This window comes from Escherichia sp. E2661 (assembly GCF_004745185.1).
Classification (GTDB): domain Bacteria; phylum Pseudomonadota; class Gammaproteobacteria; order Enterobacterales; family Enterobacteriaceae; genus Escherichia.
This window is the reverse complement of the sequence record NZ_PDIG01000025.1, coordinates 1-23,298: the sequence shown is the minus strand read 5'-3', so window position 1 is coordinate 23,298 and position 23,298 is coordinate 1. Positions and strand designations below refer to the sequence as shown.

The following is a 23,298-nucleotide window of genomic DNA, read 5'->3' as shown; positions in this document are numbered from 1 at the left end:
TAAAAGCAAAAACCCGCCAGTTTGCACTAGCGGGTTTTCGTTGAAGAGGTGAAACTGACCGATAAGCCGCTTTCTTTTAGGTATAGCGTCGTGGACAGTCATTCATCTTACTGCCGCACAAAAGCAAAAACCCGCCAGTTTGCACTGGCGGGTTTTCGTTGAAGAGGTGAAACTGACCGATAAGCCGGGTTCTGTCGTGGACAGTCATTCATCTAGGCCAGCAATCGCTCACTGGCTCAAGCAGCCTACCCGGGTTCAGTACGGGCCGTACCTTATGAACCCCTATTTGGCCTTGCTCCGGGTGGAGTTTACCGTGCCACGGACTGTTACCAGCCGCGCGGTGCGCTCTTACCGCACCCTTTCACCCTTACCTGATCCCACTCGCGTGGGCCATCGGCGGTTTGCTCTCTGTTGCACTGGTCGTGGGTTTCCCCCCCAGGCGTTACCTGGCACCCTGCCCTATGGAGCCCGGACTTTCCTCCCCTCCGCCCGTCTCCCCCGAAGAGGACGACGACGAAGCGGCGACTGTCTGGTCAGCTTCGGCGCGCAGTATAGAGGGTTTACACGCCCTTGTCACCCCGCGTTGCGCATTCCAATCGCCAGTGTTGCAGCAATATTGCGCGAAGCTCGGTAAATATTGTCATAAGCCCCGCTGAAAGCTTCATCCAGCGTAACAATACTGTTTAACACGCTGAATACAGCATCGATACCATGCTGGTGCACAACGCCAACATCCTTCGTAAGACTACCCGCAATGCCAATTACCGGTTTATTGTATTTCTTCGCCACATTAGCCACCCCAATCGGTACTTTGCCATGGATGCTCTGGCTATCAATGCGCCCTTCTCCGGTGATAACCAGCGTGCAATCATGAATATGTTCTTCCAGATTGAGCGCCGTAGTCACAATCTCAATACCGCTCTTTAGCTCTGCGCCAAGAAAAGCCATCAACGCAGCGCCCATTCCGCCCGCCGCACCTGCACCGGGGACGTCTTTCACATCAACATGCAGCGATTTTTTGATGACATCAGCATAGTGAGAGAGATTCTTGTCCAGTTCGACAATCGTGGCTTCATTCGCCCCTTTTTGCGGGCCAAAGATCCGCGAAGCGCCACTGTCGCCCACCAGCGGATTGGTGACATCACAGGCGACGCGAATCGTACAATTCTTTAAACGTGGATCGAGGCCACTGATATCAATGGTATTCAGAGTATTAAGACTGCCGCCGCCAAAGCCGATTTCATTGCCATTGGCATCGCTTAACTTCGCTCCCAGCGCCTGCATCATCCCTGCACCGCCATCGTTGGTGGCGCTGCCGCCAATGCCGATAATGATACTTGTTGCACCGCTCTCCAGCGCCTGCAGGATTAACTCCCCTGTGCCGCGTGAAGTGGTTACCAGCGGATCACGCTTTTCCGATGGCACCAGCGCCAGCCCACTGGCCGCCGCCATTTCGATAAACGCGGTTTTACCGTCGCCGGAGATCCCCCAACTGGCATTCACTTTCTCGCCCAGCGGCCCTGTAACCCAGGCGTGACGTTCAGCCCCCTGGGTGGCAGCAATCATCGCTTCCACCGTTCCTTCGCCACCGTCGGCAACAGGAACAGAAACGTACTGTGCATCAGGAAAAATTTCCCGAAATCCTTTTTCTATCGCCTGCGCAACCTCGCTGGCTGATAAACTTTCTTTATAAGAGTCTGGGGCGATTACGATTTTCATACCTTTGCCTGTTACCACATGACGCCGGGGGGCGTTTCTCTTATTCGGCCTGGATTCCAGGCCCGGATAGCAATAAGCCATCCGGGCACGACGTCATTAGCGAGTAACTTCGACTTTCGCCAGTTTTTCGTAGTAGCACGCAAGGGCGCTATGGTCTGCTATTCCCAGACCATCGGCACGCAGCGCTTGCATCATCTCCATAACCGCAGCCGTCAGCGGCAGTTGCGCGCCAACGCCGTGGGAGGTATCCAGCGCATTCGCCAGATCCTTAATATGCAGATCAATACGGAAACCTGGCTTGAAGTTACGGTCCATCACCATTGGCGCTTTCGCATCCAGCACGGTACTGCCCGCCAGTCCGCCACGAATTGCCTGATAAACCAGATCCGGGTTAACGCCTGCTTTGGTTGCCAGCGTCAACGCTTCTGACATCGCGGCAATATTCAGCGCCACAATGACCTGGTTGGCCAGTTTGGTGACGTTGCCTGCGCCGATTTCCCCGGTATGTACCACAGACCCCGCCATCGCTTTCATTAAGTCATAGTATTTGTCGAAAATAGCCTTATCGCCACCCACCATCACTGACAGAGTGCCATCAATCGCTTTCGGCTCACCACCGCTAACCGGAGCATCCAGCATATCAATGCCTTTCGCTTTCAGCGCTTCGCTGATTTCACGGCTTGCCAACGGTGCGATAGAACTCATGTCGATCAATACCGTGCCGGGTTTCGCGCCTTCAATAATGCCATTTTCACCCAGCGCCACTTCTTTCACATGAGGAGAGTTTGGCAGCATGGTAATGATGACGTCGCACTGTTCAGCGATCGCTTTAGCCGTAGCGGCTGTTTCTGCACCTGCAGCAATCACGTCAGCAATAGCTTCTGGGTTACGGTCAGCAACCACCAGCGAGTAACCTGCTTTCAGAAGGTTTTTACTCATTGGTTTACCCATAATACCTAGGCCAATAAAACCAACTTTCATAGTCATATCAATCATCTCTCTTGTTGCGGTGGTGGTTATTTTTTAAAGGTATCTGCCAGTTTCTGGGTGGCAGAGCGGAACACGCCGAGATCGCTACCAACAGCCACAAACGTCGCGCCCCATTCCAGATAACGACGCGCATCGGCTTCGACCGGTGCGAGGATACCGCTGGGTTTGCCGTGCGCTCTGGCACGGTTAAAAATATGTTGAATCGCTTTTTGTACATCCGGGTGTGATGCATTGCCGAGATGGCCTAATGCCGCAGCCAGATCGCTGGGACCGACGAAGATGCCGTCTACACCTTCGGTAGCGGCGATAGCATCGACGTTATCTACGCCTTGCTGACTTTCAATCTGGACCAGAATGGTGATGTTCTTGTTCGACTGTGCGAAATAATCCGCCACGGTGCCAAACATATTGGCGCGGTGAGAAACGGAGACGCCGCGAATACCTTCTGGTGGATAACGAGTAGATGCCACAGCTTGTACCGCTTCCTCTTCTGTTTCGACAAATGGAATCAGGAAGTTATAGAAACCGATATCCAGAAGACGCTTAATAATTACCGGTTCGTTGGTCGGCACCCGCACCACTGGCGCGCTGGGGCTACCTTTCAGGGCCATCAGTTGGGGAATAAATGTGGAGATATCGTTTGGCGCATGTTCGCCATCCAACACCAGCCAGTCAAAGCCAGCCAAACCAAGAACTTCAGTGCTAATCGGGTTAGAGAGAGCTGACCAGCAACCAATTTGTACCTGTTTCGCAGCTAGTGCGGCTTTGAATTTATTGGGAAAAATATCGTTATTCATCGCTTATACCTTTGCTTATTTCTGCAATTCCATACGTTTAATGTCGCCAACCACGAAGAGGTAGCAGACCATCGCCATCAGCGCCGAACATCCCACGAAAACCAGTGCTGCATTGAAGGAGTGCAGTTCACTTACCAGGTAACCAATCACCAGTGGAGTGACAATGGAGGCAACATTGCCAAAGACGTTAAATACGCCGCCACAGAGGCCAACAATCTCTTTCGGCGCGGTGTCAGAAATCACCGGCCAGCCCAGCGCACCAAATCCTTTGCCAAAGAAGGCCAGCGCCATCAGCATGACCACCAGCGTGGTGTTGTTGGTGTAGTTACATAAGATGATGGTGGAAGCCAGCAACATTCCCAGTACAATCGGTAGCTTACGAGCCAGGGTCAGTGACAAACCGCGTTTGATCAGATAATCCGAGAAGACACCACCGAGCACGCCTCCAGCAAAACCACACAGTGCCGGAATCGAGGCAACCAGGCCTACCTTCAGAATCGACATACCTTTTTCCTGCACCAGATAAATCGGGAACCAGGTAAGGAAGAACCAGGTGATGGTGTTGATAAAATATTGTCCGAAAAATACACCCAGCATCATGCGACTGGAGAGCAATTGCTTGATGTAATGCAGTTTGGGACCGCTTGCCACTGCACTGCCCGGCTTTTTATGGTCCATATCAACCACCGCGCCATTTTCAGAGATAAACTTCAACTCTTCCGCGGACATACGTGGGTGATCGGTCGGGTTATGAATCAACTTGATCCACAGCGCCGTCAGCACAAAACCAATCACTCCCATAACGGTAAAGACGTGCTCCCAGCCCCAGGCAAAAGTCAGCCAGCCAAGCAGCGGTGAGAAGAGCGCCAGCGAGAAATATTGCGCCGAGTTAAAGATGGCGGAGGCAGTACCACGTTCTTTCGTCGGGAACCAGGCCGCGACAATACGGGCGTTCGCCGGGAATGACGGCGCTTCCGAAAACCCCAGCATAAAGCGCATAAAGAACATGGAGATCCCTGCCCAGGCCAGCGGGAACATATCAACAAAGCCTTGCAGGAAGGTGAACAGCGACCAGAAAAAGAGGCTGTAAGTGTAAACTTTCTTCGAGCCAAACTTATCAAGCAGCCAGCCGCCGGGGATTTGCATCAGCAGGTAGGCCCAGCCAAAAGCGGAGAAGATGTAACCCATCGAAACCGCACTTAACTGCAACTCTTTTGCCACTTCGGTACCAGCAATAGACAGCGTTGCACGATCGGCGTAGTTAACGGCGGTAACAATAAAAATAATCAGTAATATTAAATAGCGGGTATGCACGCCTTTCTTTTTTTCGTCAACGGTGTCCAGAATCATTTTATTTACCTCGGGTACTTATGCTGATTTTTATTATTATGGAGAAGATGTTATTTATGAGTTTCATTTATGCCGTAATGACAATGAACTCGGGAATCAGTATAAGCAGCGCGAGAATAATAATCATTGTGCAAATGCTAATTTAATTAATGCGATTTAAATATTATTTTGAGCATATGCACATAAGGTTGCGCGCTAAAGCACAGATTTACGCATTGCCTTGCCGGGCGGTACTGCAATCCCTGAAATGATTGACATTGATCACATTTCTGCGTTTAAACTCCTGACATTCTTATTTCACCCAATGAAGTCATTTATTTTTAAATGAGGCCAGGCCCTCATTTTAATAACCCCTGGCTGGAGAATATTGCACAATGGCCAACATCGAAATCAGACAAGAAACGCCGACTGCGTTTTATATAAAAGTTCACGACACAGATAATGTGGCAATTATTGTTAATGATAATGGCCTGAAAGCAGGAACGCGTTTTCCGGACGGACTGGAATTAATTGAACATATTCCTCAGGGGCATAAAGTCGCATTGCTGGACATTCCGGCTAATGGTGAAATTATTCGTTATGGCGAAGTGATTGGTTACGCCGTGCGCGCAATCCCACGCGGAAGCTGGATCGACGAATCAATGGTAGTACTACCGGAAGCGCCGCCGTTACACACGCTACCACTGGCAACCAAAGTCCCGGAACCCTTACCGCCGCTGGAAGGTTATACCTTTGAGGGCTATCGCAATGCTGATGGTAGCGTGGGTACCAAAAACCTGCTCGGCATTACCACCAGCGTCCACTGTGTGGCAGGCGTGGTGGATTACGTAGTAAAAATCATTGAGCGCGATCTGCTGCCAAAATACCCGAACGTCGATGGCGTGGTGGGACTGAATCATTTGTACGGTTGTGGCGTGGCGATTAACGCACCGGCGGCAGTTGTGCCTATCCGTACCATTCACAATATCTCGCTGAACCCTAACTTTGGCGGCGAAGTGATGGTGATTGGCCTGGGCTGTGAAAAGTTACAGCCTGAACGCCTGCTGATTGGAACGGATGATGTGCAAGCTATTCCAGTAGAAAGCGCCAGCATTGTCAGCTTGCAGGATGAAAAGCATGTCGGTTTTCAGTCCATGGTCGAGGATATTTTGCAGGTCGCCGAACGCCATTTGCACAAACTGAATCAACGGCAGCGAGAAACCTGTCCGGCTTCAGAACTGGTTGTCGGCATGCAGTGCGGTGGCAGCGATGCCTTTTCTGGCGTAACGGCAAACCCGGCGGTTGGATATGCGTCTGATTTACTGGTGCGCTGCGGTGCAACGGTGATGTTTTCAGAAGTAACGGAAGTGCGTGACGCGATTCATCTACTGACACCGCGCGCCATTAACGAAGAGGTCGGCAAACGGCTGCTGGAGGAGATGGAGTGGTACGATAACTATCTCAATATGGGAAAAACCGACCGCAGCGCCAACCCTTCGCCGGGCAACAAGAAAGGCGGTCTGGCAAACGTGGTAGAGAAGGCACTCGGCTCCATTGCTAAATCGGGTAAAAGCGCAATTGTTGAAGTGCTGTCGCCTGGTCAACGCCCGACTAAACGCGGATTAATTTACGCCGCGACGCCAGCCAGCGATTTTGTCTGTGGCACGCAACAGGTGGCTTCGGGTATCACCGTGCAAGTGTTTACGACCGGTCGCGGCACGCCGTATGGCCTGATGGCGGTACCCGTCATTAAAATGGCGACCCGCACCGAGCTGGCAAACCGTTGGTTTGACTTAATGGATATCAACGCAGGCACCATCGCTACCGGCGAAGAAACCATTGAAGAGGTGGGCTGGAAGCTGTTCCACTTTATTCTCGACGTCGCCAGCGGGAAGAAGAAAACCTTCTCGGATCAATGGGGACTGCATAACCAGCTGGCGGTGTTTAACCCGGCACCGGTGACCTGATAATTCAATTCGTATTATGCCCGATAGCACACGTTTATCGGGCATATTGAGTCACAGCGAAGACGCGTGATCCCCGACCAGAATCACTTCAACCCCAGCCTTTCGCAGTCCTTCCAGACTATCCGCAGGAATGCCTTCATCAACAATGATCATGTCGATCCGCTGGGTATCGATGATCTTATGTAGGCTGGAGCGGTTGAACTTACTGGAATCGGTGACCACGATGATCCGTTCCGCAACTTCGCACATCCGGCGGTTTAAACGGGCTTCATCTTCATTATGCGTGCTGACGCCGCGCTCCAGATCAATAGCATCTACGCCAAGAAACAGCATATCGAAGTGGTAATTTTGCAGCGATTGCTCAGCCTGATCGCCGTAAAAAGATTGCGATTGACGGCGCAAATGCCCGCCGGTCATCAGCAGCTCAACGCCTTCCGCTTCCAGCAAAGCATTGGCCACGTTCATACCGTTGGTCATCGCAATTACGTCAGTGTGCTTGCGCATCAGACGAGCAATCTCAAAAGTGGTGGTCCCGGAGTCGAGGATCACCCGATGACCTGGCTGAATCAACTCAACGGCAGCTTTCGCAACGCTGCGTTTCATCGCCGTGTTGAGCGCACTTTTATCTTCCACTGATGGCTCGACTGACGGCGTCGTGCTATCGCAGATCAACGCGCCCCCATAGGCTCGCACAGCGATCCCCTGCTTTTCCAGAAACGCCAGATCGTTACGGATCGTCACAGTAGATACACCATACAATGCCGATAGATCATTAACTTGCACACTTCCTTGCTGGCGCAGGCGTTGAATGATCTGCTCTCGTCGCTCACTGGTGCCTGTCACTCGCTTCTCGCCTGAAGCGTCGGTATTACTCATAGTAAGTCCTTTCGTAAAACTTTCGTTTCATTTCGTTTTGCCTATTAACGCCTTTCTATTAAGCAATTGCAAGCCCACCTTGCCCATTGACGCAAGCTACGCTCGTTTCAGTGGCTTTCATTATGTTTCTTTTGTGAATCAGATCAGAAAACTATTATCTTTCGTTTTATTTTTATCTCACCATGTCGCAGTATCAATTGAAACAAAACGAAAGATTAAAGTTGCAGTAATCTGAACTGGAGAGGAAAGTGAAACATCTGACAGAAATGGTGAGACAGCATAAAGAGGGCAAAACAAATGGGATTTATGCCGTTTGTTCCGCACATCCGCTGGTGCTGGAAGCTGCAATCCGCTACGCCTGTGCAAACCAAACGCCGCTACTGATTGAAGCGACGTCCAATCAGGTGGACCAGTTCGGCGGTTATACCGGAATGACGCCAGCCGATTTTCGCGGCTTTGTTTGCCAGCTTGCTGACTCGCTGAATTTCCCACAGGACGCGTTGATTCTGGGTGGCGACCATCTGGGGCCAAACCGCTGGCAAAACCTGCCTGCCGCTCAGGCGATGGCCAATGCCGATGATTTGATTAAAAGCTACGTCGCGGCAGGATTCAAAAAAATTCACCTTGATTGCAGCATGTCCTGTCAGGACGATCCGGTTCCCTTAACCGATGGCATCGTTGCCGAACGCGCCGCTCGTCTGGCGAAAGTGGCGGAAGAAACCTGCCGTGAACATTTTGGCGAGGCCGATCTGGTGTATGTCATTGGCACCGAAGTTCCGGTGCCTGGCGGCGCACATGAAACCTTAAGCGAACTGGCTGTCACCACGCCGGATGCCGCCCGCGCCACGCTGGAAGCCCATCGTCACGCTTTTGAAAAGCAAGGTCTGAATGCCATCTGGCCGCGCATCATTGCGCTGGTAGTTCAGCCTGGCGTCGAATTCGATCACACCAACGTTATTGATTATCAGCCCGCCAAAGCGACCGCCTTAAGCCAGATGGTCGAAAACTACGAAACGCTGATTTTCGAAGCGCACTCTACCGATTATCAAACGCCGCAATCGCTGCGCCAGCTGGTGATTGACCACTTTGCCATTCTGAAAGTTGGCCCGGCGCTGACCTTTGCTCTGCGTGAAGCTCTGTTCTCTCTGGCAGCGATTGAAGAAGAACTGGTGCCAGCAAAAGCCTGCTCTGGTCTGCGTCAGGTGATGGAAAACGTGATGCTCGACCGCCCGGAATACTGGCAAAGCCACTACCACGGTGACGGCAACGCGCGTCGTCTGGCGCGTGGTTATAGCTATTCGGATCGCGTGCGTTACTACTGGCCGGACAGCCAGATTGATGACGCTTTCGCCCATCTGGTTCGTAATCTGGCGGATGCGCCTATTCCGCTGCCGCTCATTAGCCAGTATCTGCCGCTGCAGTATGTGAAAGTTCGCTCCGGCGAGCTGCAGCCAACGCCACGGGCGTTAATTATCAACCACATTCAGGACATCCTGGCGCAGTACCACACAGCCTGTGAAGGCCAATAACCAAAACAAAGAGGAAGACGCTATGCCAAATATTGTTTTAAGCCGGATTGATGAACGCTTGATTCACGGTCAGGTCGGCGTTCAGTGGGTCGGATTTGCGGGGGCAAATCTGGTGCTGGTAGCCAATGATGAGGTTGCCGAAGATCCGGTACAACAAAACCTGATGGAAATGGTACTGGCAGAAGGGATCGCCGTACGTTTCTGGACGCTGCAAAAAGTTATCGACAACATTCATCGCGCCGCCGATCGGCAGAAAATCCTGCTGGTTTGTAAAACACCCGCCGATTTCCTGACGCTGGTGAAAGGTGGCGTCCCGGTTAGCCGCATTAACGTTGGCAATATGCACTACGCCAATGGCAAGCAGCAAATCGCCAAAACGGTTTCTGTGGATGCGGGCGATATCGCAGCATTTAACGACCTGAAAGCCGCTGGGGTGGAATGCTTCGTTCAGGGCGTCCCGACAGAGCCTGCTGTGGACCTCTTTAAATTACTTTGAGGGATTCATCATGGAAATCAGTCTGTTGCAGGCATTTGCGTTGGGCATTATCGCCTTTATCGCTGGCCTGGATATGTTTAACGGCTTAACCCATATGCACCGCCCGGTGGTTCTCGGCCCGTTGGTCGGGCTGGTACTTGGCGATCTGCATACCGGTATTTTAACCGGCGGTACGCTGGAACTGGTGTGGATGGGGCTGGCCCCTCTGGCGGGCGCACAGCCGCCTAACGTGATTATCGGTACTATCGTCGGCACGGCGTTTGCCATTACTACTGGCGTGAAACCCGATGTCGCGGTCGGTGTCGCCGTACCTTTCGCTGTCGCAGTACAGATGGGGATTACCTTCCTGTTCTCGGTGATGTCTGGCGTGATGTCCCGCTGCGACCGAATGGCGGAGAACGCCGATACACGCGGCATTGAGCGTGTGAACTATCTGGCGCTGCTGGCGCTCGGCATCTTCTATTTTCTCTGCGCTTTCCTGCCTATCTACTTCGGCGCGGAACATGCCAAAACCATCATTGATGTCCTGCCGCAACGATTAATCGACGGCCTCGGCGTCGCGGGCGGCATCATGCCAGCAATCGGTTTTGCCGTGCTGCTGAAAATCATGATGAAAAACGTCTACATCCCCTACTTCATCCTGGGCTTTGTTGCCGCCGCCTGGCTCAAGCTGCCGGTGCTGGCTATTGCTGCCGCTGCGCTGGCGATGGCGCTGATCGACCTGCTGCGTAAATCTCCTGAACCGACTCAACCTGCGGCACAGAAAGAGGAATTTGAAGATGGCATCTAATCAAACCACCCTGCCGAACGTCAGTGAAAACGAAGAAACATTGCTGACTGGCGTCAATGAAAACGTGTATGAAGATCAGAGCATTGGCGCGGAGCTGACGAAAAAAGATATCAACCGCGTCGCCTGGCGTTCCATGCTGTTACAGGCTTCTTTTAACTACGAACGTATGCAGGCTTCCGGCTGGTTGTACGGTCTGCTGCCTGCTCTGAAAAAGATCCACACTAATAAACGCGACCTGGCGCGCGCCATGAAGGGGCATATGGGTTTCTTCAATACCCATCCATTTCTGGTGACGTTTGTTATCGGCATTATCCTTGCGATGGAGCGTTCTAAGCAGGACGTTAACAGTATTCAGAGCACCAAAATTGCCGTCGGTGCGCCACTTGGCGGGATTGGCGATGCGATGTTCTGGCTAACGCTACTGCCGATTTGTGGCGGGATAGGTGCAAGCCTCGCACTACAAGGCTCTATTCTCGGCGCAGTCGTCTTTATTGTGCTGTTCAACGTGGTGCATCTTGGTTTGCGTTTTGGTCTTGCGCATTACGCGTATCGAATGGGCGTGGCAGCGATCCCGCTGATTAAAGCGAATACCAAAAAAGTCGGCCATGCAGCGTCTATCGTTGGGATGACGGTAATCGGTGCGCTGGTGGCAACCTATGTTCGCTTAAGTACCACGCTGGAAATCACGGCAGGCGACGCAGTGGTTAAGTTACAGGCTGATGTTATCGACAAATTGATGCCTGCCTTCTTACCGCTGGTCTACACCCTGACCATGTTCTGGCTGGTACGCCGCGGCTGGAGTCCGCTGCGCCTGATTGCGGTGACCGTGGTTCTCGGCATCGTCGGTAAATTCTGTCATTTCCTTTAAATACAATGAGGTATTAGATGTTAAGTATTATTTTGACAGGGCATGGCGGATTTGCCAGCGGCATGGAAAAAGCAATGAAGCAAATCCTCGGCGAGCAATCACAGTTTATTGCCATCGATTTTCCCGAAACCTCAAGCACCGCGCTGCTTACATCGCAGCTTGAAGAGGCCATTGCCCAACTGGATTGTGAAGACGGCATTGTTTTTCTGACGGATTTGCTGGGCGGCACGCCGTTTCGCGTAGCGTCAACGCTGGCGATGCAAAAACCGGGCTGTGAAGTGATCACCGGCACCAATTTGCAACTGCTACTGGAGATGGTGCTGGAGCGCGAAGGGTTAAGCGGTGAAGAGTTCCGTGTGCAGGCGCTGGAGTGTGGACATCGTGGGCTGACCAGTCTGGTGGACGAGTTAGGCCGCTGCCATGAGGAATGTCCGGTCGAGGAAGGGATATGACACACGTTCTGCGCGCCAGAAGGCTGCTGACTGAAGAGGGATGGCTCGATGACCATCAGTTGCGTATTGCTGACGGTGTAATCGCAGCAATCGAACCGATTCCAGTGGGCGTGACTGAACGCGATGCGGAACTGCTCTGCCCCGCTTACATCGACACCCATGTACATGGTGGTGCGGGCGTTGATGTGATGGATGACGCGCCGGATGTACTCGACAAGCTGGCAATGCACAAGGCACGCGAAGGTGTCGGCAGTTGGTTACCGACCACCGTAACCGCGCCGCTTAATACCATTCATGCGGCGCTGAAACGTATTGCTCAACGTTGCCAACGCGGCGGACCTGGTGCGCAAGTGCTGGGGAGTTATCTCGAAGGACCGTACTTCACGCCGCAGAATAAAGGCGCGCATCCGCCGGAGCTGTTCCGCGAGCTTGAAATTGCCGAGCTGGATCAATTGATTGCCGTTTCTCAGCACACCTTACGCGTGGTGGCGCTGGCACCGGAAAAAGCGGGCGCGTTACAAGCCATTCGTCATCTTAAACAGCAAAACGTACGGGTGATGCTGGGGCATAGCGCAGCAACCTGGCAACAAACCTGCGCTGCGTTTGATGCTGGTGCCGACGGCCTGGTGCATTGCTATAACGGGATGACAGGTTTACATCACCGCGAACCGGGAATGGTTGGCGCGGGATTAACGGACAAGCGCGCCTGGCTGGAACTGATAGCCGATGGGCATCATGTGCATCCGGCGGCGATGTCGCTGTGTTGTTGCTGTGCGAAAGAGAGAATCGTACTGATCACCGACGCGATGCAGGCAGCCGGGATGCCGGATGGTCGTTATACGTTATGTGGTGAAGATGTGCAGATGCGCGGTGGCGTTGTCCGTACCGCGTCCGGTGGGCTGGCGGGCAGTACGCTGTCTGTCGATGCGGCAGTGCGCAACATGGTCGAGTTGACGGGCGTAACGCCTGCGGAAGCCATCCATATGGCGTCGCTGCATCCGGCGCGAATGCTGGGTATTGATGGTGTTCTGGGATCGCTTAAACCGGGCAAACGCGCCAGCGTCGTTGCGCTGGATAGCGGGCTGCATGTGCAACAAATTTGGGTTCAGGGTCAATTAGCTTCGTTTTAATTGTTTGCTCCGTTGTTGGGCCTTCACTTCCCCCGTAAGGCCTTTCTTTTTCTTTCGTTTTGATCTGAGCAGTGGTGTCGGATGCGACGCTGACGCGTCTTATCCGACCTACAGTTGGTGACCGTAAGGCCGGATAAAGCGTTTACGCCGCATCCGGAAATCCCTTTTGCTTCCCTTATCTTTTCTTTCAACGATCACAGATTTCGTTTTATTTCCTTTTTCTCCATTGAACTTTCAGTTTCTTTTCTATAGATTTTAATCAACGAAAGAAATCACTAAGTGAAATGAAACGAAAGGCAAGCGAAAGCTACCACGCCGGAAGTCAAGTTCATCAGACTAAGGATTGAGTTATGCCAGAAAATTACACCCCTGCTGCCGCGACCACCGGCACATGGACTGAAGAAGAGATCCGCCATCAGCCTCGCGCATGGATCCGTTCACTCACCAACATCGACGCGCTACATTCCGCGCTCAATAACTTCCTTGAACCGTTATTGCGCAAAGAGGATCTGCGGGTAATCCTGACCGGAGCCGGAACATCGGCATTTATCGGTGACATCATCGCGCCGTGGCTTGCCAGCCATACCGGCAGAAACTTCAGCGCTGTACCGACCACCGATCTGGTCACCAATCCGATGGACTACCTGAACCCAGCTCATCCGCTGCTGTTGATCTCCTTCGGGCGTTCCGGCAACAGCCCGGAAAGCGTCGCCGCCGTGGAGCTGGCGAATCAGTTTGTACCAGAATGCTATCACCTGCCGATCACCTGCAACGAAGCGGGCGCTCTTTACCAAAACGCGATCAACAGCGACAACGCGTTCGCCCTGCTGATGCCCGCAGAAACACACGATCGCGGCTTTGCGATGACCAGCAGCATTACCACCATGATGGCCAGCTGCCTTGCGGTTTTCGCACCTGAGACGATCAACGGCCAAACCTTCCGCGATGTGGCGGATCGTTGCCAGGCGATCCTGACCTCACTGGGCGATTTCAGCGAAGGTGTGTTTGGTTACGCACCGTGGAAACGGATCGTTTATCTCGGCAGCGGTGGCTTACAGGGCGCAGCACGCGAGTCGGCGCTGAAAGTGCTGGAACTGACGGCGGGTAAGCTGGCGGCCTTTTATGATTCCCCGACCGGATTCCGTCATGGCCCGAAATCGCTGGTCGATAACGAAACGTTGGTGGTGGTGTTTATCTCCAGCCACCCTTACACCCGTCAGTATGATCTTGATCTGCTGGCAGAACTCCGCCGTGACAACCAGGCAATGCGCGTAATCGCCATCGCCGCGGAAAGCACCGACGTTATCGCCGCTGGCCCGCATATCATCCTGCCGCCATCCCGTCACTTTATCGACGTTGAACAGGCATTTTGCTTCCTGATGTACGCCCAGACGTTTGCACTGATGCAGTCGTTGCACATGGGCAATACGCCGGATACCCCATCAGCCAGTGGCACCGTAAACCGCGTGGTGCAAGGCGTAATCATTCATCCGTGGCAGGCATAAGAGGATCGCATTATGAGCATTATCTCCACCAAATATCTGTTACAGGACGCCCAGGCCAATGGCTACGCGGTGCCAGCCTTTAACATTCATAACGCCGAGACGATCCAGGCGATCCTCGAAGTATGTAGCGAAATGCGATCGCCAGTGATCCTCGCCGGGACGCCGGGGACCTTTAAACATATTGCGCTAGAAGAGATTTACGCTCTGTGTAGCGCCTATTCCACAACCTACAACATGCCGCTGGCGCTGCATCTCGACCACCACGAATCACTCGATGATATTCGCCGAAAAGTCCACGCAGGCGTACGCAGTGCGATGATCGACGGCAGCCACTTCCCGTTTGCCGAGAACGTGAAGCTGGTGAAATCAGTGGTCGATTTCTGTCACTCGCAGGATTGCAGCGTGGAAGCAGAACTGGGCCGTCTGGGCGGTGTTGAAGATGACATGAGCGTCGACGCCGAAAGCGCGTTCCTGACCGACCCACAAGAAGCCAGACGCTTTGTCGAACTGACTGGCGTCGACAGCCTAGCGGTAGCGATTGGTACGGCGCACGGCTTATACAGCAAAACGCCGAAGATTGATTTCCAGCGGCTGGCGGAAATTCGTGAAGTGGTGGATGTTCCTCTGGTGCTGCATGGTGCCAGCGATGTTCCTGATGAATTTGTCCGCCGCACTATTGAGCTTGGTGTAACAAAAGTGAACGTTGCCACGGAATTGAAAATTGCCTTCGCAGGTGCGGTAAAAGCCTGGTTTGCGGAAAATCCGCAGGGTAATGATCCTCGTTATTATATGCGTGTCGGTATGGATGCGATGAAAGAAGTCGTCAGAAATAAAATTAATGTCTGTGGTTCAGCGAATCGAATTTCCGCGTAATCATTAATTTTATACGATTTTTCAGAATGCACTGCCCGATTAATATCGGATAGTGCCTTAATGGTAAAGGAGATAACTAAACCTTAATAAATACATCAGTACAATATCGCAACAATAATATATTTAAAAAGATTATATTATTCAACTTTATGGTGAGGATTACACAATGAGCAGTCCAAATATTCTCTTAACCCGTATTGATAACCGTCTGGTTCATGGCCAGGTTGGCGTGACCTGGACATCCACTATCGGTGCGAATCTGCTGGTGGTCGTAGATGATGTCGTCGCGAACGATGATATTCAACAGAAATTGATGGGGATTACCGCGGAAACCTACGGCTTTGGCATTCGTTTCTTTACTATCGAAAAAACCATTAATGTTATCGGCAAAGCTGCGCCGCATCAGAAGATCTTCCTGATTTGCCGGACGCCACAAACGGTACGTAAATTGGTCGAAGGTGGTATTGACCTGAAAGATGTCAACGTCGGTAATATGCATTTCTCGGAAGGGAAAAAGCAAATCAGCAGTAAAGTGTATGTCGATTCTCAAGATCTCACGGACTTACATTTTATTAAACAACGCGGCGTAAATGTTTTTATCCAGGACGTCCCCGGCGATCAAAAAGAACAAATTCCTGACTAAATTTAAAATCGCCTTAATATTGGTTTGAGGTAATAAAAATGCATGAAATAACCCTAATTCAGGGGCTATCCCTGGCGGCGTTAGTTTTCGTTCTGGGGATTGATTTTTGGCTGGAAGCCTTATTTTTATTCCGCCCGATAATCGTTTGTACCCTCACTGGCGCTATTCTCGGTGATATTCAGACCGGTTTAATTACCGGTGGTCTGACAGAGCTGGCTTTCGCCGGATTAACCCCTGCCGGTGGTGTTCAGCCGCCCAACCCGATTATGGCAGGGCTAATGACTACCGTCATTGCGTGGTCTACGGGCGTCGATGCCAAAACGGCAATTGGTCTTGGCCTGCCGTTTAGTTTGTTAATGCAGTACGTCATTCTGTTCTTCTATTCCGCTTTCTCATTATTTATGACCAAAGCCGATAAATGCGCGAAAGAGGCGGATACAGCAGCGTTTTCCCGACTTAACTGGACAACGATGCTGATTGTCGCTTTAGCGTATGCGGTAATTGCTTTCCTCTGTACTTACCTAGCGCAGGGCGCGATGCAGGCGCTGGTGAAGGCGATGCCCGCCTGGCTGACCCACGGCTTTGAAGTGGCTGGCGGCATTCTACCTGCCGTTGGTTTTGGTCTGCTGCTGCGCGTGATGTTCAAAGCGCAATATATCCCTTACCTGATCGCTGGTTTCCTGTTTGTTTGCTACATCCAGGTCAGCAACCTGTTGCCGGTTGCCGTGCTGGGCGCAGGCTTTGCGGTGTATGAGTTTTTCAATGCGAAATCCCGGCAACAAGCGCAACCGCAGCCCGTTGCCAGTAAAAATGAAGAAGAGGACTACAGCAATGGGATCTGAAATCAGTAAAAAAGATATCACCCGTCTGGGCTTTCGTTCGTCACTCCTGCAAGCGAGCTTTAACTACGAAAGGATGCAGGCGGGCGGTTTTACCTGGGCGATGTTGCCGATCCTGAAAAAGATTTATAAGGACGACAAACCGGGCTTAAGCGCGGCGATGAAAGATAACCTCGAATTTATTAATACCCATCCGAATCTGGTCGGATTCCTGATGGGATTGTTAATTTCGATGGAAGAGAAAGGGGAAAACCGCGACACCATTAAAGGTCTGAAAGTGGCACTGTTTGGCCCAATCGCCGGGATTGGCGATGCGATTTTCTGGTTCACTTTGTTGCCGATTATGGCGGGAATTTGCTCATCATTTGCCAGCCAGGGAAACCTGCTGGGGCCGATTCTGTTCTTCGCCGTGTACCTGATTATCTTTTTCCTCCGCGTCGGCTGGACCCACGTTGGTTATTCGGTCGGCGTAAAGGCTATCGATAAAGTTAGAGAAAACTCGCAGATGATCGCCCGTTCGGCAACCATCCTCGGGATCACGGTAATTGGCGGGCTGATCGCTTCATATGTGCATATTAACGTGGTGACGTCGTTTGCTATCGACAGTACCCACAGCGTCGCGCTGCAGCAGGATTTCTTCGATAAAGTCTTCCCGAATATTTTGCCGATGGCTTATACCCTGCTGATGTATTACTTCCTGCGGGTGAAAAAAGCGCATCCGGTGCTGTTAATTGGCGTGACTTTTGTGCTTTCCATAGTTTGTTCCGCCTTCGGCATTTTATAAATAAAACGAGACACTGCATCTGGCGGTGCCTCAGATTGTTAACAAAGATCGCTTTGTTCATGCCGGATGCGGCGTTACCGCCTTATCCGGCCTACAAAATCATGCAAATTCAATATATTGCAGAAACGATGTAGGCCTGTTAAGCATAGCGCATCTGGCAATTTTGCATTTGCCATCGGTCTGAGCATCGCACCTGACGGAGCCTCTTTACTTAAGGAATTTCATCCTGTGCAAATCCTTCAGCAAGTTGAAAACTATACGGCGTTAAGTGAACGCGCCAGCGAATATTTATTGGGTGTGATTCGTAGTAAACCGAACGCCGTGATCTGCCTGGCGACCGGAGCCACGCCATTACTGACGTATCATTATCTGGTAGAAAAAATCCACCAGCAGCACGTTGATGTCAGCCAGCTGACCTTCGTCAAGCTCGACGAATGGGTGGATCTGCCATTAACCCTGCCCGGCACCTGCGAGACCTTCCTTCAGCAACATATCGTACAGCCACTGGGGCTACGTGAAGACCAGTTCATCAGCTTTCGCTCTGAAGATATTAACGAGACGGAGTGTGAGCGGGTGACAAACCTGATTGCGCTTAAAGGTGGTATCGATTTGTGCGTACTTGGACTGGGGAAAAACGGTCATCTGGGGCTGAACGAGCCGGGAGAAAGCCTGCAACCGACCTGCCATATCAGCCAACTTGATGCCAGAACACAGCAACACGAGATGTTAAAAACCGCGGGTCGCCCCGTTACCCGTGGGATCACCTTAGGCTTGAAGGATATTCTCACTGCCCGCGAAGTTTTGTTGCTGGTGACAGGCGAAGGAAAGCAGGATGCGACAGAACGTTTTCTCACGGCTAAAGTCTCCACCGCTATCCCAGCTTCGTTTTTATGGCTGCATAACCATTTCACATGCGTGATTGATGAGATGTGTCGTCGTTAACTCGCCTGGTACAGGCGTTGTAGCTCTATTCCTGCTGCGACGCCTGTAATCAAATCACTCCCCTTGCTGCTCCAGCGCGTACTTATACAGCGCATTTTTCTTCACGCCGTGAATTTCTGCCGCCAGCGCCGCCGCTTTCTTCAGCGGAAGCTCGGCCTGTAACAGCGCCAGCGTGCGCAGTGCATCGGCGGGTAAGTCGTCTTCCTGCGCCTTATGGCCTTCGATAATCAGCACCATTTCGCCTTTGCGACGGTTTTCATCTTCTTTGACCCACGCCAGCAGCTCGCCAACGGGCGCGCCGTGAATGGTTTCCCAGGTTTTGGTGAGCTCACGTGCCAGCACCACGTAGCGCGATTCGCCCAATACCGCAACGATATCTTCAAGGCTATCTAGCAGACGGTGGGTCGATTCATAAAAAATCAGCGTACGTGGTTCCGCTTCAATGGCTTTCAACGCATCGCGGCGGCCTTTTGATTTGGCAGGCAGGAAGCCTTCATAACAAAAACGATCTGATGGTAAACCCGCGGCGCTTAACGCAGTGATGGCAGCACACGGCCCCGGTAGTGGCACTACGCGAATTCCCGCTTCACGGCAGGTTCGCACCAGATGGTAGCCCGGGTCGTTTATCAGCGGCGTCCCGGCATCGGAAACCAGCGCAATGTTTTGCCCTTCCTGTAGCTTCGCCAGCAGCGTTTCGGCTTTTTGTTGTTCATTATGGTCATGAAGCGCGAACAACCGGGCGTTTATGCCAAAATGTTGCAGCAGTAAACCGGTATGACGGGTATCCTCGGCAGCAATCAGATCAACGGCCTGCAATACCTCAAGCGCACGCTGGGTAATGTCCGCCAGATTACCGATTGGCGTAGGTACAATATAGAGCTGGCCTTGAGAATTATCCGCCGATTGGTGTTGTTTCATTGTGTCGTCCGTATTGCCGATTTAATATTGAGCATTGCGTAAAAAAAATATCACTGGATACATTATGGTACCCTCAACATTTTCTCGTTTGAAAGCCGCGCGTTGTCTGCCTGTTGTTCTGGCAGCCCTGATTTTCGCCGGTTGTGGCACCCATACCCCCGATCAGTCCACTGCCTACATGCAGGGGACGGCGCAGGCCGATTCTGCCTTTTATCTTCAGCAGATGCAGCAAAGCTCTGATGATACCAGGATCAACTGGCAATTACTCGCCATTCGTGCACTGGTGAAAGAAGGCAAAACCGGGCAAGCGGTAGAATTGTTTAATCAGCTACCGCAAGAACTAAACGATACCCAGCGTCGCGAGAAAACGCTGCTGGCGGTAGAAATCAAGCTGGCGCAAAAAGATTTTACTGGTGCACAGACCTTGTTGGCAAAAATCACGCCGACCGATTTAGAACAAAACCAGCAAGCGCGCTACTGGCAGGCGAAAATCGATGCCAGCCAGGGACGTCCTTCCATGGAATTACTGCGTGCGTTAGTCGCCCAGGAACCTCTGCTCGGCGCGAAGGAAAAGCAACAGAATATTGATGCTACCTGGCAAGCGCTATCGTCCATGACCCAACAGCAGGCGAATACGCTGGTGATTAACGCCGACGAAAATATCCTGCAAGGCTGGCTGGATCTGCAACGCGTCTGGTTTGATAACCGTAACGATCCCAACATGATGAAAGCCGGGATCGCCGACTGGCAAAAACGTTATCCGAACAACCCGGGCGCGAAAATGCTGCCAACACAGTTGGTAAACGTAAAAGCGTTCAAACCAGCGTCAACCAATAAAATCGCCCTGCTGCTGCCGTTGAATGGTCAGGCTGCGGTATTTGGTCGCACAATTCAGCAAGGCTTTGAAGCGGCGAAAAACATTGGCACTCAGCCAGTGACCGCCCAGGTAGCTACCGCACCTGCCGCTGACGTAGCAGAACAACCCCAGCCACAAACCGTGGATGGCGTTGCCAGCCCGGCACAAGCCTCGGTTAACGATCTAACGGGTGAAGAAACCGCAGCGCAGCCGGTGCCTGTAAGCGCCCCTGCGGCAAGTACTGCGGCGGTAAGCACGCCAGCGAATCCAGCCGCAGAACTGAAAATCTACGATACCTCTTCACAACCGCTTAGCCAGATCTTAAGCCAGGTTCAGCAGGACGGCGCGAGCATTGTGGTCGGTCCGCTGCTGAAAAATAATGTTGAGGAGTTGCTGAAGAGCAACACGCCACTGAACGTTCTGGCGCTGAATCAGCCGGAAAATATCGAAAACCGCGCTAATATCTGTTATTTCGCGCTATCGCCGGAAGATGAAGCACGCGATGCGGCACGTCATATTCGTGACCAGGGGAAACAGGCGCCACTGGTGCTGATCCCGCGCAGTTCGCTTGGCGACCGCGTAGCAAACGCCTTCGCGCAAGAGTGGCAGAAATTGGGTGGCGGCACCGTTCTGCAACAAAAATTTGGTTCCATCAGCGAATTACGCGCGGGCGTGAACGGCGGCTCCGGCATCGCCTTAACGGGTAGCCCGATTACCCCCAGAGCGACAACCGATTCCGGCATGACCACAAACAATCCGACGCTGCAAACCACACCAACCGATGACCAGTTCACTAATAACGGTGGTCGTGTCGACGCGGTCTATATTGTGGCAACGCCAGGCGAAATCGCTTTCGTCAAACCAATGATCGCCATGCGTAACGGCAGTCATAGCGGCGCAACGCTGTACGCCAGTTCCCGCAGCGCACAAGGCTCTGCTGGCCCTGATTTCCGACTTGAGATGGAAGGATTACAGTACAGCGAGATCCCGATGCTGGCAGGCGGTAATCTACCGTTAATGCAGCAGGCACTAAGCGCAGTGAATAACGATTATTCGCTGGCTCGCATGTATGCAATGGGTGTTGATGCATGGTCGCTGGCAAATCATTTCTCACAAATGCGCCAGGTTCAGGGTTTTGAAATCAACGGTAATACCGGAGGTCTGACGGCTAACCCGGATTGCGTGATTAACAGGAAGTTATCATGGCTACAGTACCAACAAGGTCAGGTAGTCCCCGCCAGTTAACCACTAAACAGACCGGCGATGCGTGGGAAGCGCAAGCGCGTCGCTGGCTGGAAGGCAAAGGACTGCGGTTTATCGCCGCTAACGTGAACGAGCGTGGCGGCGAGATCGATCTGATAATGCGTGAAGGCCAGACCACCGTTTTTGTCGAAGTGCGCTACCGCCGCTCTGCCCTATACGGCGGCGCGGTAGCCAGTGTGACCCGCAGCAAACAACACAAATTATTACAGACTGCCCGCTTGTGGCTCGCGCGTCATAATGGGAGTTTTGATACTGTGGATTGCCGGTTCGATGTGGTAGCCTTCACCGGGAATGAGGTTGAGTGGATTAAGGATGCCTTTAATGACCACTCATAATTAAGGTTTAAGGATTAGCGTGCAAGAAAGAATTAAAGCTTGCTTCACTGAAAGCATTCAAACTCAAATTGCGGCGGCAGAGGCGCTTCCGGATGCCATCTCCCGTGCAGCCATGACGCTGGTTCAGTCTCTGCTCAATGGCAACAAAATCCTCTGTTGTGGTAATGGAACCTCCGCTGCCAACGCACAGCATTTTGCTGCCAGCATGATCAACCGTTTCGAAACGGAGCGGCCCAGCCTACCTGCCATTGCACTAAATACTGATAATGTTGTCTTAACGGCGATTGCCAACGATCGCTTACATGATGAAGTGTATGCAAAACAGGTGCGGGCGCTGGGTCATGCGGGAGATGTATTGTTAGCCATTTCCACCCGTGGCAACAGCCGCGATATTGTAAAAGCGGTAGAAGCCGCCGTTACGCGTGATATGACCATTGTGGCATTAACCGGCTATGACGGCGGCGAACTTGCAGGTTTGTTAGGGCCACAGGATGTGGAGATCCGCATTCCTTCGCATCGTAGTGCTCGCATTCAGGAAATGCATATGCTGACGGTAAATTGCCTGTGCGATCTGATCGATAACACGCTTTTCCCTCACCAGGATGATTAAGGAGAATACATGAAGGCATTATCGCCAATCGCAGTCCTTATTTCCGCGCTGCTGTTGCAAGGTTGTGTTGCCGCTGCCGTAGTGGGTACCGCTGCTGTGGGTACCAAAGCCGCAACTGACCCACGCAGTGTCGGTACCCAGGTGGACGATGGTACTCTGGAAGTGCGCGTGAACAGCGCATTGTCGAAAGACGAACAGATTAAGAAAGAAGCGCGCATTAATGTAACGGCCTATCAGGGCAAAGTGCTGCTGGTTGGGCAGTCACCAAACTCTGAACTTTCGGCTCGCGCCAAACAGATTGCTATGGGCGTAGATGGCGCGAATGAAGTGTATAACGAGATTCGTCAGGGCCAGCCGATTGGTCTGGGCGAAGCGTCTAACGATACGTGGATCACCACCAAAGTGCGTTCGCAGCTCTTAACCAGCGATCTGGTGAAATCGTCCAACGTGAAAGTGACCACCGAAAATGGTGAAGTGTTCCTGATGGGGCTGGTGACTGAACGTGAAGCGAAAGCAGCGGCAGATATTGCCAGCCGGGTGAGCGGCGTGAAGCGTGTGACCACGGCGTTTACGTTTATTAAATAGCAGCCCCTTGTAATGCCTGATGCGACGCTTGCCGCGTCTTATCAGGCCTACAACGATGCAAAACATAGGTCAGATAAGGCGTTTACGCCGCATCCGACTGCCGTTGCCTGATGCGACGCTTGCCGCGTCTTATCAGGCCTACAACGATACAAACGTAGGTCAGATAAGGCGTTTACGCCGCATCCGACTGTCCCGTTGACTG

23 protein-coding genes and 1 other RNA gene are annotated in these 23,298 nt (G+C 52.3%); 17 read left to right on the top strand and 7 right to left on the bottom strand.

Annotated features, from left to right (window positions below):
• Nucleotides 1–164 precede the first annotated feature (164 nt).
• From rnpB to garP, 5 genes are all read right to left on the bottom strand, one after another.
• An RNA gene (gene rnpB, locus CRI63_RS12855) (RNase P RNA component class A) lies at nucleotides 165–541 on the bottom strand.
• A 32-nt stretch (nucleotides 542–573) separates the two neighbouring features.
• Nucleotides 574–1,719: a glycerate 2-kinase gene (gene garK, locus CRI63_RS12850; protein ID WP_130204650.1), complete on the bottom strand. Its 1,146-nt coding sequence runs from the start codon at nucleotides 1,717–1,719 to the stop codon at nucleotides 574–576.
• Between the two features lie 96 nt (nucleotides 1,720–1,815).
• Nucleotides 1,816–2,706 carry a 2-hydroxy-3-oxopropionate reductase gene (garR, locus tag CRI63_RS12845; RefSeq protein WP_130219247.1) on the bottom strand — a complete coding sequence of 297 codons (891 nt, stop codon included), beginning with the start codon at nucleotides 2,704–2,706 and terminating at the stop codon, nucleotides 1,816–1,818.
• Between the two features lie 29 nt (nucleotides 2,707–2,735).
• Nucleotides 2,736–3,506 (bottom strand): 2-dehydro-3-deoxyglucarate aldolase, encoded by a 771-nt coding sequence (gene garL / locus CRI63_RS12840; protein ID WP_130204646.1) that lies wholly within the window; start codon nucleotides 3,504–3,506, stop codon nucleotides 2,736–2,738.
• A 15-nt stretch (nucleotides 3,507–3,521) separates the two neighbouring features.
• Nucleotides 3,522–4,856: a galactarate/glucarate/glycerate transporter GarP gene (gene garP, locus CRI63_RS12835; RefSeq protein ID WP_064529564.1), complete on the bottom strand. Its 1,335-nt coding sequence runs from the start codon at nucleotides 4,854–4,856 to the stop codon at nucleotides 3,522–3,524.
• A 374-nt stretch (nucleotides 4,857–5,230) separates the two neighbouring features.
• On the opposite strand from garP, the gene garD reads away from it, so the two are divergent.
• Nucleotides 5,231–6,802 (top strand): galactarate dehydratase, encoded by a 1,572-nt coding sequence (gene garD / locus CRI63_RS12830; protein ID WP_135403910.1) that lies wholly within the window; start codon nucleotides 5,231–5,233, stop codon nucleotides 6,800–6,802.
• Between the two features lie 51 nt (nucleotides 6,803–6,853).
• Here the strand turns inward: garD and agaR are convergent, their stop codons facing one another.
• A complete protein-coding gene (gene agaR / locus CRI63_RS12825) occupies nucleotides 6,854–7,678 on the bottom strand; it encodes an aga operon transcriptional regulator AgaR (protein WP_000072186.1) in 825 nt (274 codons plus the stop codon).
• Nucleotides 7,679–7,926: 248 nt separating this feature from the next.
• Between agaR and kbaZ the strand changes: the two genes are divergently transcribed.
• From kbaZ to CRI63_RS12765, 12 genes are all read left to right on the top strand, one after another.
• The gene (gene kbaZ, locus CRI63_RS12820) at nucleotides 7,927–9,207 is read left to right on the top strand and encodes a tagatose-bisphosphate aldolase subunit KbaZ (protein ID WP_135519709.1); all 1,281 of its coding nucleotides are present in this window, start codon (nucleotides 7,927–7,929) and stop codon (nucleotides 9,205–9,207) included.
• A gap of 22 nt (nucleotides 9,208–9,229) precedes the next feature.
• The gene (gene agaV, locus CRI63_RS12815) at nucleotides 9,230–9,703 is read left to right on the top strand and encodes a PTS N-acetylgalactosamine transporter subunit IIB (protein ID WP_001352914.1); all 474 of its coding nucleotides are present in this window, start codon (nucleotides 9,230–9,232) and stop codon (nucleotides 9,701–9,703) included.
• A 10-nt stretch (nucleotides 9,704–9,713) separates the two neighbouring features.
• Nucleotides 9,714–10,493 carry a PTS N-acetylgalactosamine transporter subunit IIC gene (agaW, locus tag CRI63_RS12810; protein WP_000406209.1) on the top strand — a complete coding sequence of 260 codons (780 nt, stop codon included), beginning with the start codon at nucleotides 9,714–9,716 and terminating at the stop codon, nucleotides 10,491–10,493.
• On the top strand, nucleotides 10,483–11,361 hold the full coding sequence (gene agaE, locus CRI63_RS12805) for a PTS N-acetylgalactosamine transporter subunit IID (RefSeq protein ID WP_001295548.1): 879 nt from the start codon (nucleotides 10,483–10,485) through the stop codon (nucleotides 11,359–11,361). The genes agaW and agaE overlap by 11 nt, the downstream gene beginning before the upstream one ends.
• Nucleotides 11,362–11,378: 17 nt before the next feature.
• Nucleotides 11,379–11,813 carry a PTS galactosamine/N-acetylgalactosamine transporter subunit IIA gene (agaF, locus tag CRI63_RS12800; RefSeq protein WP_000948824.1) on the top strand — a complete coding sequence of 145 codons (435 nt, stop codon included), beginning with the start codon at nucleotides 11,379–11,381 and terminating at the stop codon, nucleotides 11,811–11,813.
• Complete coding sequence (gene nagA, locus CRI63_RS12795; RefSeq protein WP_135519707.1) at nucleotides 11,810–12,943, top strand: N-acetylglucosamine-6-phosphate deacetylase; 1,134 nt, start codon at nucleotides 11,810–11,812, stop codon at nucleotides 12,941–12,943. Before agaF ends, nagA begins: the two co-directional genes overlap by 4 nt.
• Before the next feature lie 350 nt (nucleotides 12,944–13,293).
• Entirely contained in the window at nucleotides 13,294–14,448 is a 1,155-nt protein-coding gene (locus tag CRI63_RS12790; protein WP_135519705.1) for an AgaS family sugar isomerase, read from the top strand.
• 12 nt (nucleotides 14,449–14,460) lie between these two features.
• Nucleotides 14,461–15,321 (top strand): tagatose-bisphosphate aldolase subunit KbaY, encoded by an 861-nt coding sequence (gene kbaY / locus CRI63_RS12785; protein ID WP_135519703.1) that lies wholly within the window; start codon nucleotides 14,461–14,463, stop codon nucleotides 15,319–15,321.
• 166 nt (nucleotides 15,322–15,487) lie between these two features.
• Nucleotides 15,488–15,964, top strand: a complete 477-nt coding sequence (agaB, locus tag CRI63_RS12780) for a PTS galactosamine transporter subunit IIB (RefSeq protein WP_130219231.1) — start codon at nucleotides 15,488–15,490, stop codon at nucleotides 15,962–15,964.
• A gap of 38 nt (nucleotides 15,965–16,002) precedes the next feature.
• Nucleotides 16,003–16,806 carry a PTS galactosamine transporter subunit IIC gene (gene agaC / locus CRI63_RS12775; protein ID WP_130204632.1) on the top strand — a complete coding sequence of 268 codons (804 nt, stop codon included), beginning with the start codon at nucleotides 16,003–16,005 and terminating at the stop codon, nucleotides 16,804–16,806.
• Nucleotides 16,796–17,587 (top strand): PTS galactosamine transporter subunit IID, encoded by a 792-nt coding sequence (agaD, locus tag CRI63_RS12770; protein WP_130204630.1) that lies wholly within the window; start codon nucleotides 16,796–16,798, stop codon nucleotides 17,585–17,587. Before agaC ends, agaD begins: the two co-directional genes overlap by 11 nt.
• A gap of 174 nt (nucleotides 17,588–17,761) precedes the next feature.
• On the top strand, nucleotides 17,762–18,529 hold the full coding sequence (locus CRI63_RS12765; protein WP_135519745.1) for a galactosamine-6-phosphate isomerase: 768 nt from the start codon (nucleotides 17,762–17,764) through the stop codon (nucleotides 18,527–18,529).
• Between the two features lie 54 nt (nucleotides 18,530–18,583).
• Here the strand turns inward: CRI63_RS12765 and rsmI are convergent, their stop codons facing one another.
• Nucleotides 18,584–19,447, bottom strand: coding sequence for a 16S rRNA (cytidine(1402)-2'-O)-methyltransferase (gene rsmI, locus CRI63_RS12760; RefSeq protein WP_135487194.1), 864 nt, complete (start codon nucleotides 19,445–19,447; stop codon nucleotides 18,584–18,586).
• A gap of 64 nt (nucleotides 19,448–19,511) precedes the next feature.
• Between rsmI and lpoA the strand changes: the two genes are divergently transcribed.
• From lpoA to dolP, 4 genes are read left to right on the top strand one after another with little or no spacing between them, the layout of a single operon-like run.
• A complete protein-coding gene (gene lpoA, locus CRI63_RS12755) occupies nucleotides 19,512–21,548 on the top strand; it encodes a penicillin-binding protein activator LpoA (protein WP_135519701.1) in 2,037 nt (678 codons plus the stop codon).
• Nucleotides 21,506–21,901: a YraN family protein gene (locus CRI63_RS12750; RefSeq protein ID WP_130219225.1), complete on the top strand. Its 396-nt coding sequence runs from the start codon at nucleotides 21,506–21,508 to the stop codon at nucleotides 21,899–21,901. The genes lpoA and CRI63_RS12750 overlap by 43 nt, the downstream gene beginning before the upstream one ends.
• 19 nt (nucleotides 21,902–21,920) lie before the next feature.
• Complete coding sequence (diaA, locus tag CRI63_RS12745; RefSeq protein WP_001158034.1) at nucleotides 21,921–22,511, top strand: DnaA initiator-associating protein DiaA; 591 nt, start codon at nucleotides 21,921–21,923, stop codon at nucleotides 22,509–22,511.
• Between the two features lie 9 nt (nucleotides 22,512–22,520).
• Nucleotides 22,521–23,096, top strand: a complete 576-nt coding sequence (dolP, locus tag CRI63_RS12740; protein WP_000646037.1) for a division/outer membrane stress-associated lipid-binding lipoprotein — start codon at nucleotides 22,521–22,523, stop codon at nucleotides 23,094–23,096.
• The last annotated feature ends 202 nt before the right edge of the window (nucleotides 23,097–23,298 follow it).

What these genes read in the sequence shown, in the direction of transcription:
- garD (WP_135403910.1), top strand. Translation starts at nt 5,231, where the DNA reads ATGGCCAACATCGAAATCAGACAAGAAACGCCGACTGCGTTTTATATA.
- agaE (WP_001295548.1), top strand. Translation starts at nt 10,483, where the DNA reads ATGGCATCTAATCAAACCACCCTGCCGAACGTCAGTGAAAACGAAGAA.
- nagA (WP_135519707.1), top strand. Translation starts at nt 11,810, where the DNA reads ATGACACACGTTCTGCGCGCCAGAAGGCTGCTGACTGAAGAGGGATGG.
- garR (WP_130219247.1), bottom strand. Translation starts at nt 2,706, where the DNA reads ATGACTATGAAAGTTGGTTTTATTGGCCTAGGTATTATGGGTAAACCA.
- agaR (WP_000072186.1), bottom strand. Translation starts at nt 7,678, where the DNA reads ATGAGTAATACCGACGCTTCAGGCGAGAAGCGAGTGACAGGCACCAGT.
- rsmI (WP_135487194.1), bottom strand. Translation starts at nt 19,447, where the DNA reads ATGAAACAACACCAATCGGCGGATAATTCTCAAGGCCAGCTCTATATT.
- agaD (WP_130204630.1), top strand. Translation starts at nt 16,796, where the DNA reads ATGGGATCTGAAATCAGTAAAAAAGATATCACCCGTCTGGGCTTTCGT.
- dolP (WP_000646037.1), top strand. Translation starts at nt 22,521, where the DNA reads ATGAAGGCATTATCGCCAATCGCAGTCCTTATTTCCGCGCTGCTGTTG.
- garP (WP_064529564.1), bottom strand. Translation starts at nt 4,856, where the DNA reads ATGATTCTGGACACCGTTGACGAAAAAAAGAAAGGCGTGCATACCCGC.
- agaV (WP_001352914.1), top strand. Translation starts at nt 9,230, where the DNA reads ATGCCAAATATTGTTTTAAGCCGGATTGATGAACGCTTGATTCACGGT.
- agaF (WP_000948824.1), top strand. Translation starts at nt 11,379, where the DNA reads ATGTTAAGTATTATTTTGACAGGGCATGGCGGATTTGCCAGCGGCATG.
- lpoA (WP_135519701.1), top strand. Translation starts at nt 19,512, where the DNA reads ATGGTACCCTCAACATTTTCTCGTTTGAAAGCCGCGCGTTGTCTGCCT.
- CRI63_RS12790 (WP_135519705.1), top strand. Translation starts at nt 13,294, where the DNA reads ATGCCAGAAAATTACACCCCTGCTGCCGCGACCACCGGCACATGGACT.
- agaC (WP_130204632.1), top strand. Translation starts at nt 16,003, where the DNA reads ATGCATGAAATAACCCTAATTCAGGGGCTATCCCTGGCGGCGTTAGTT.
- agaB (WP_130219231.1), top strand. Translation starts at nt 15,488, where the DNA reads ATGAGCAGTCCAAATATTCTCTTAACCCGTATTGATAACCGTCTGGTT.
- garK (WP_130204650.1), bottom strand. Translation starts at nt 1,719, where the DNA reads ATGAAAATCGTAATCGCCCCAGACTCTTATAAAGAAAGTTTATCAGCC.
- kbaY (WP_135519703.1), top strand. Translation starts at nt 14,461, where the DNA reads ATGAGCATTATCTCCACCAAATATCTGTTACAGGACGCCCAGGCCAAT.
- garL (WP_130204646.1), bottom strand. Translation starts at nt 3,506, where the DNA reads ATGAATAACGATATTTTTCCCAATAAATTCAAAGCCGCACTAGCTGCG.
- CRI63_RS12750 (WP_130219225.1), top strand. Translation starts at nt 21,506, where the DNA reads ATGGCTACAGTACCAACAAGGTCAGGTAGTCCCCGCCAGTTAACCACT.
- agaW (WP_000406209.1), top strand. Translation starts at nt 9,714, where the DNA reads ATGGAAATCAGTCTGTTGCAGGCATTTGCGTTGGGCATTATCGCCTTT.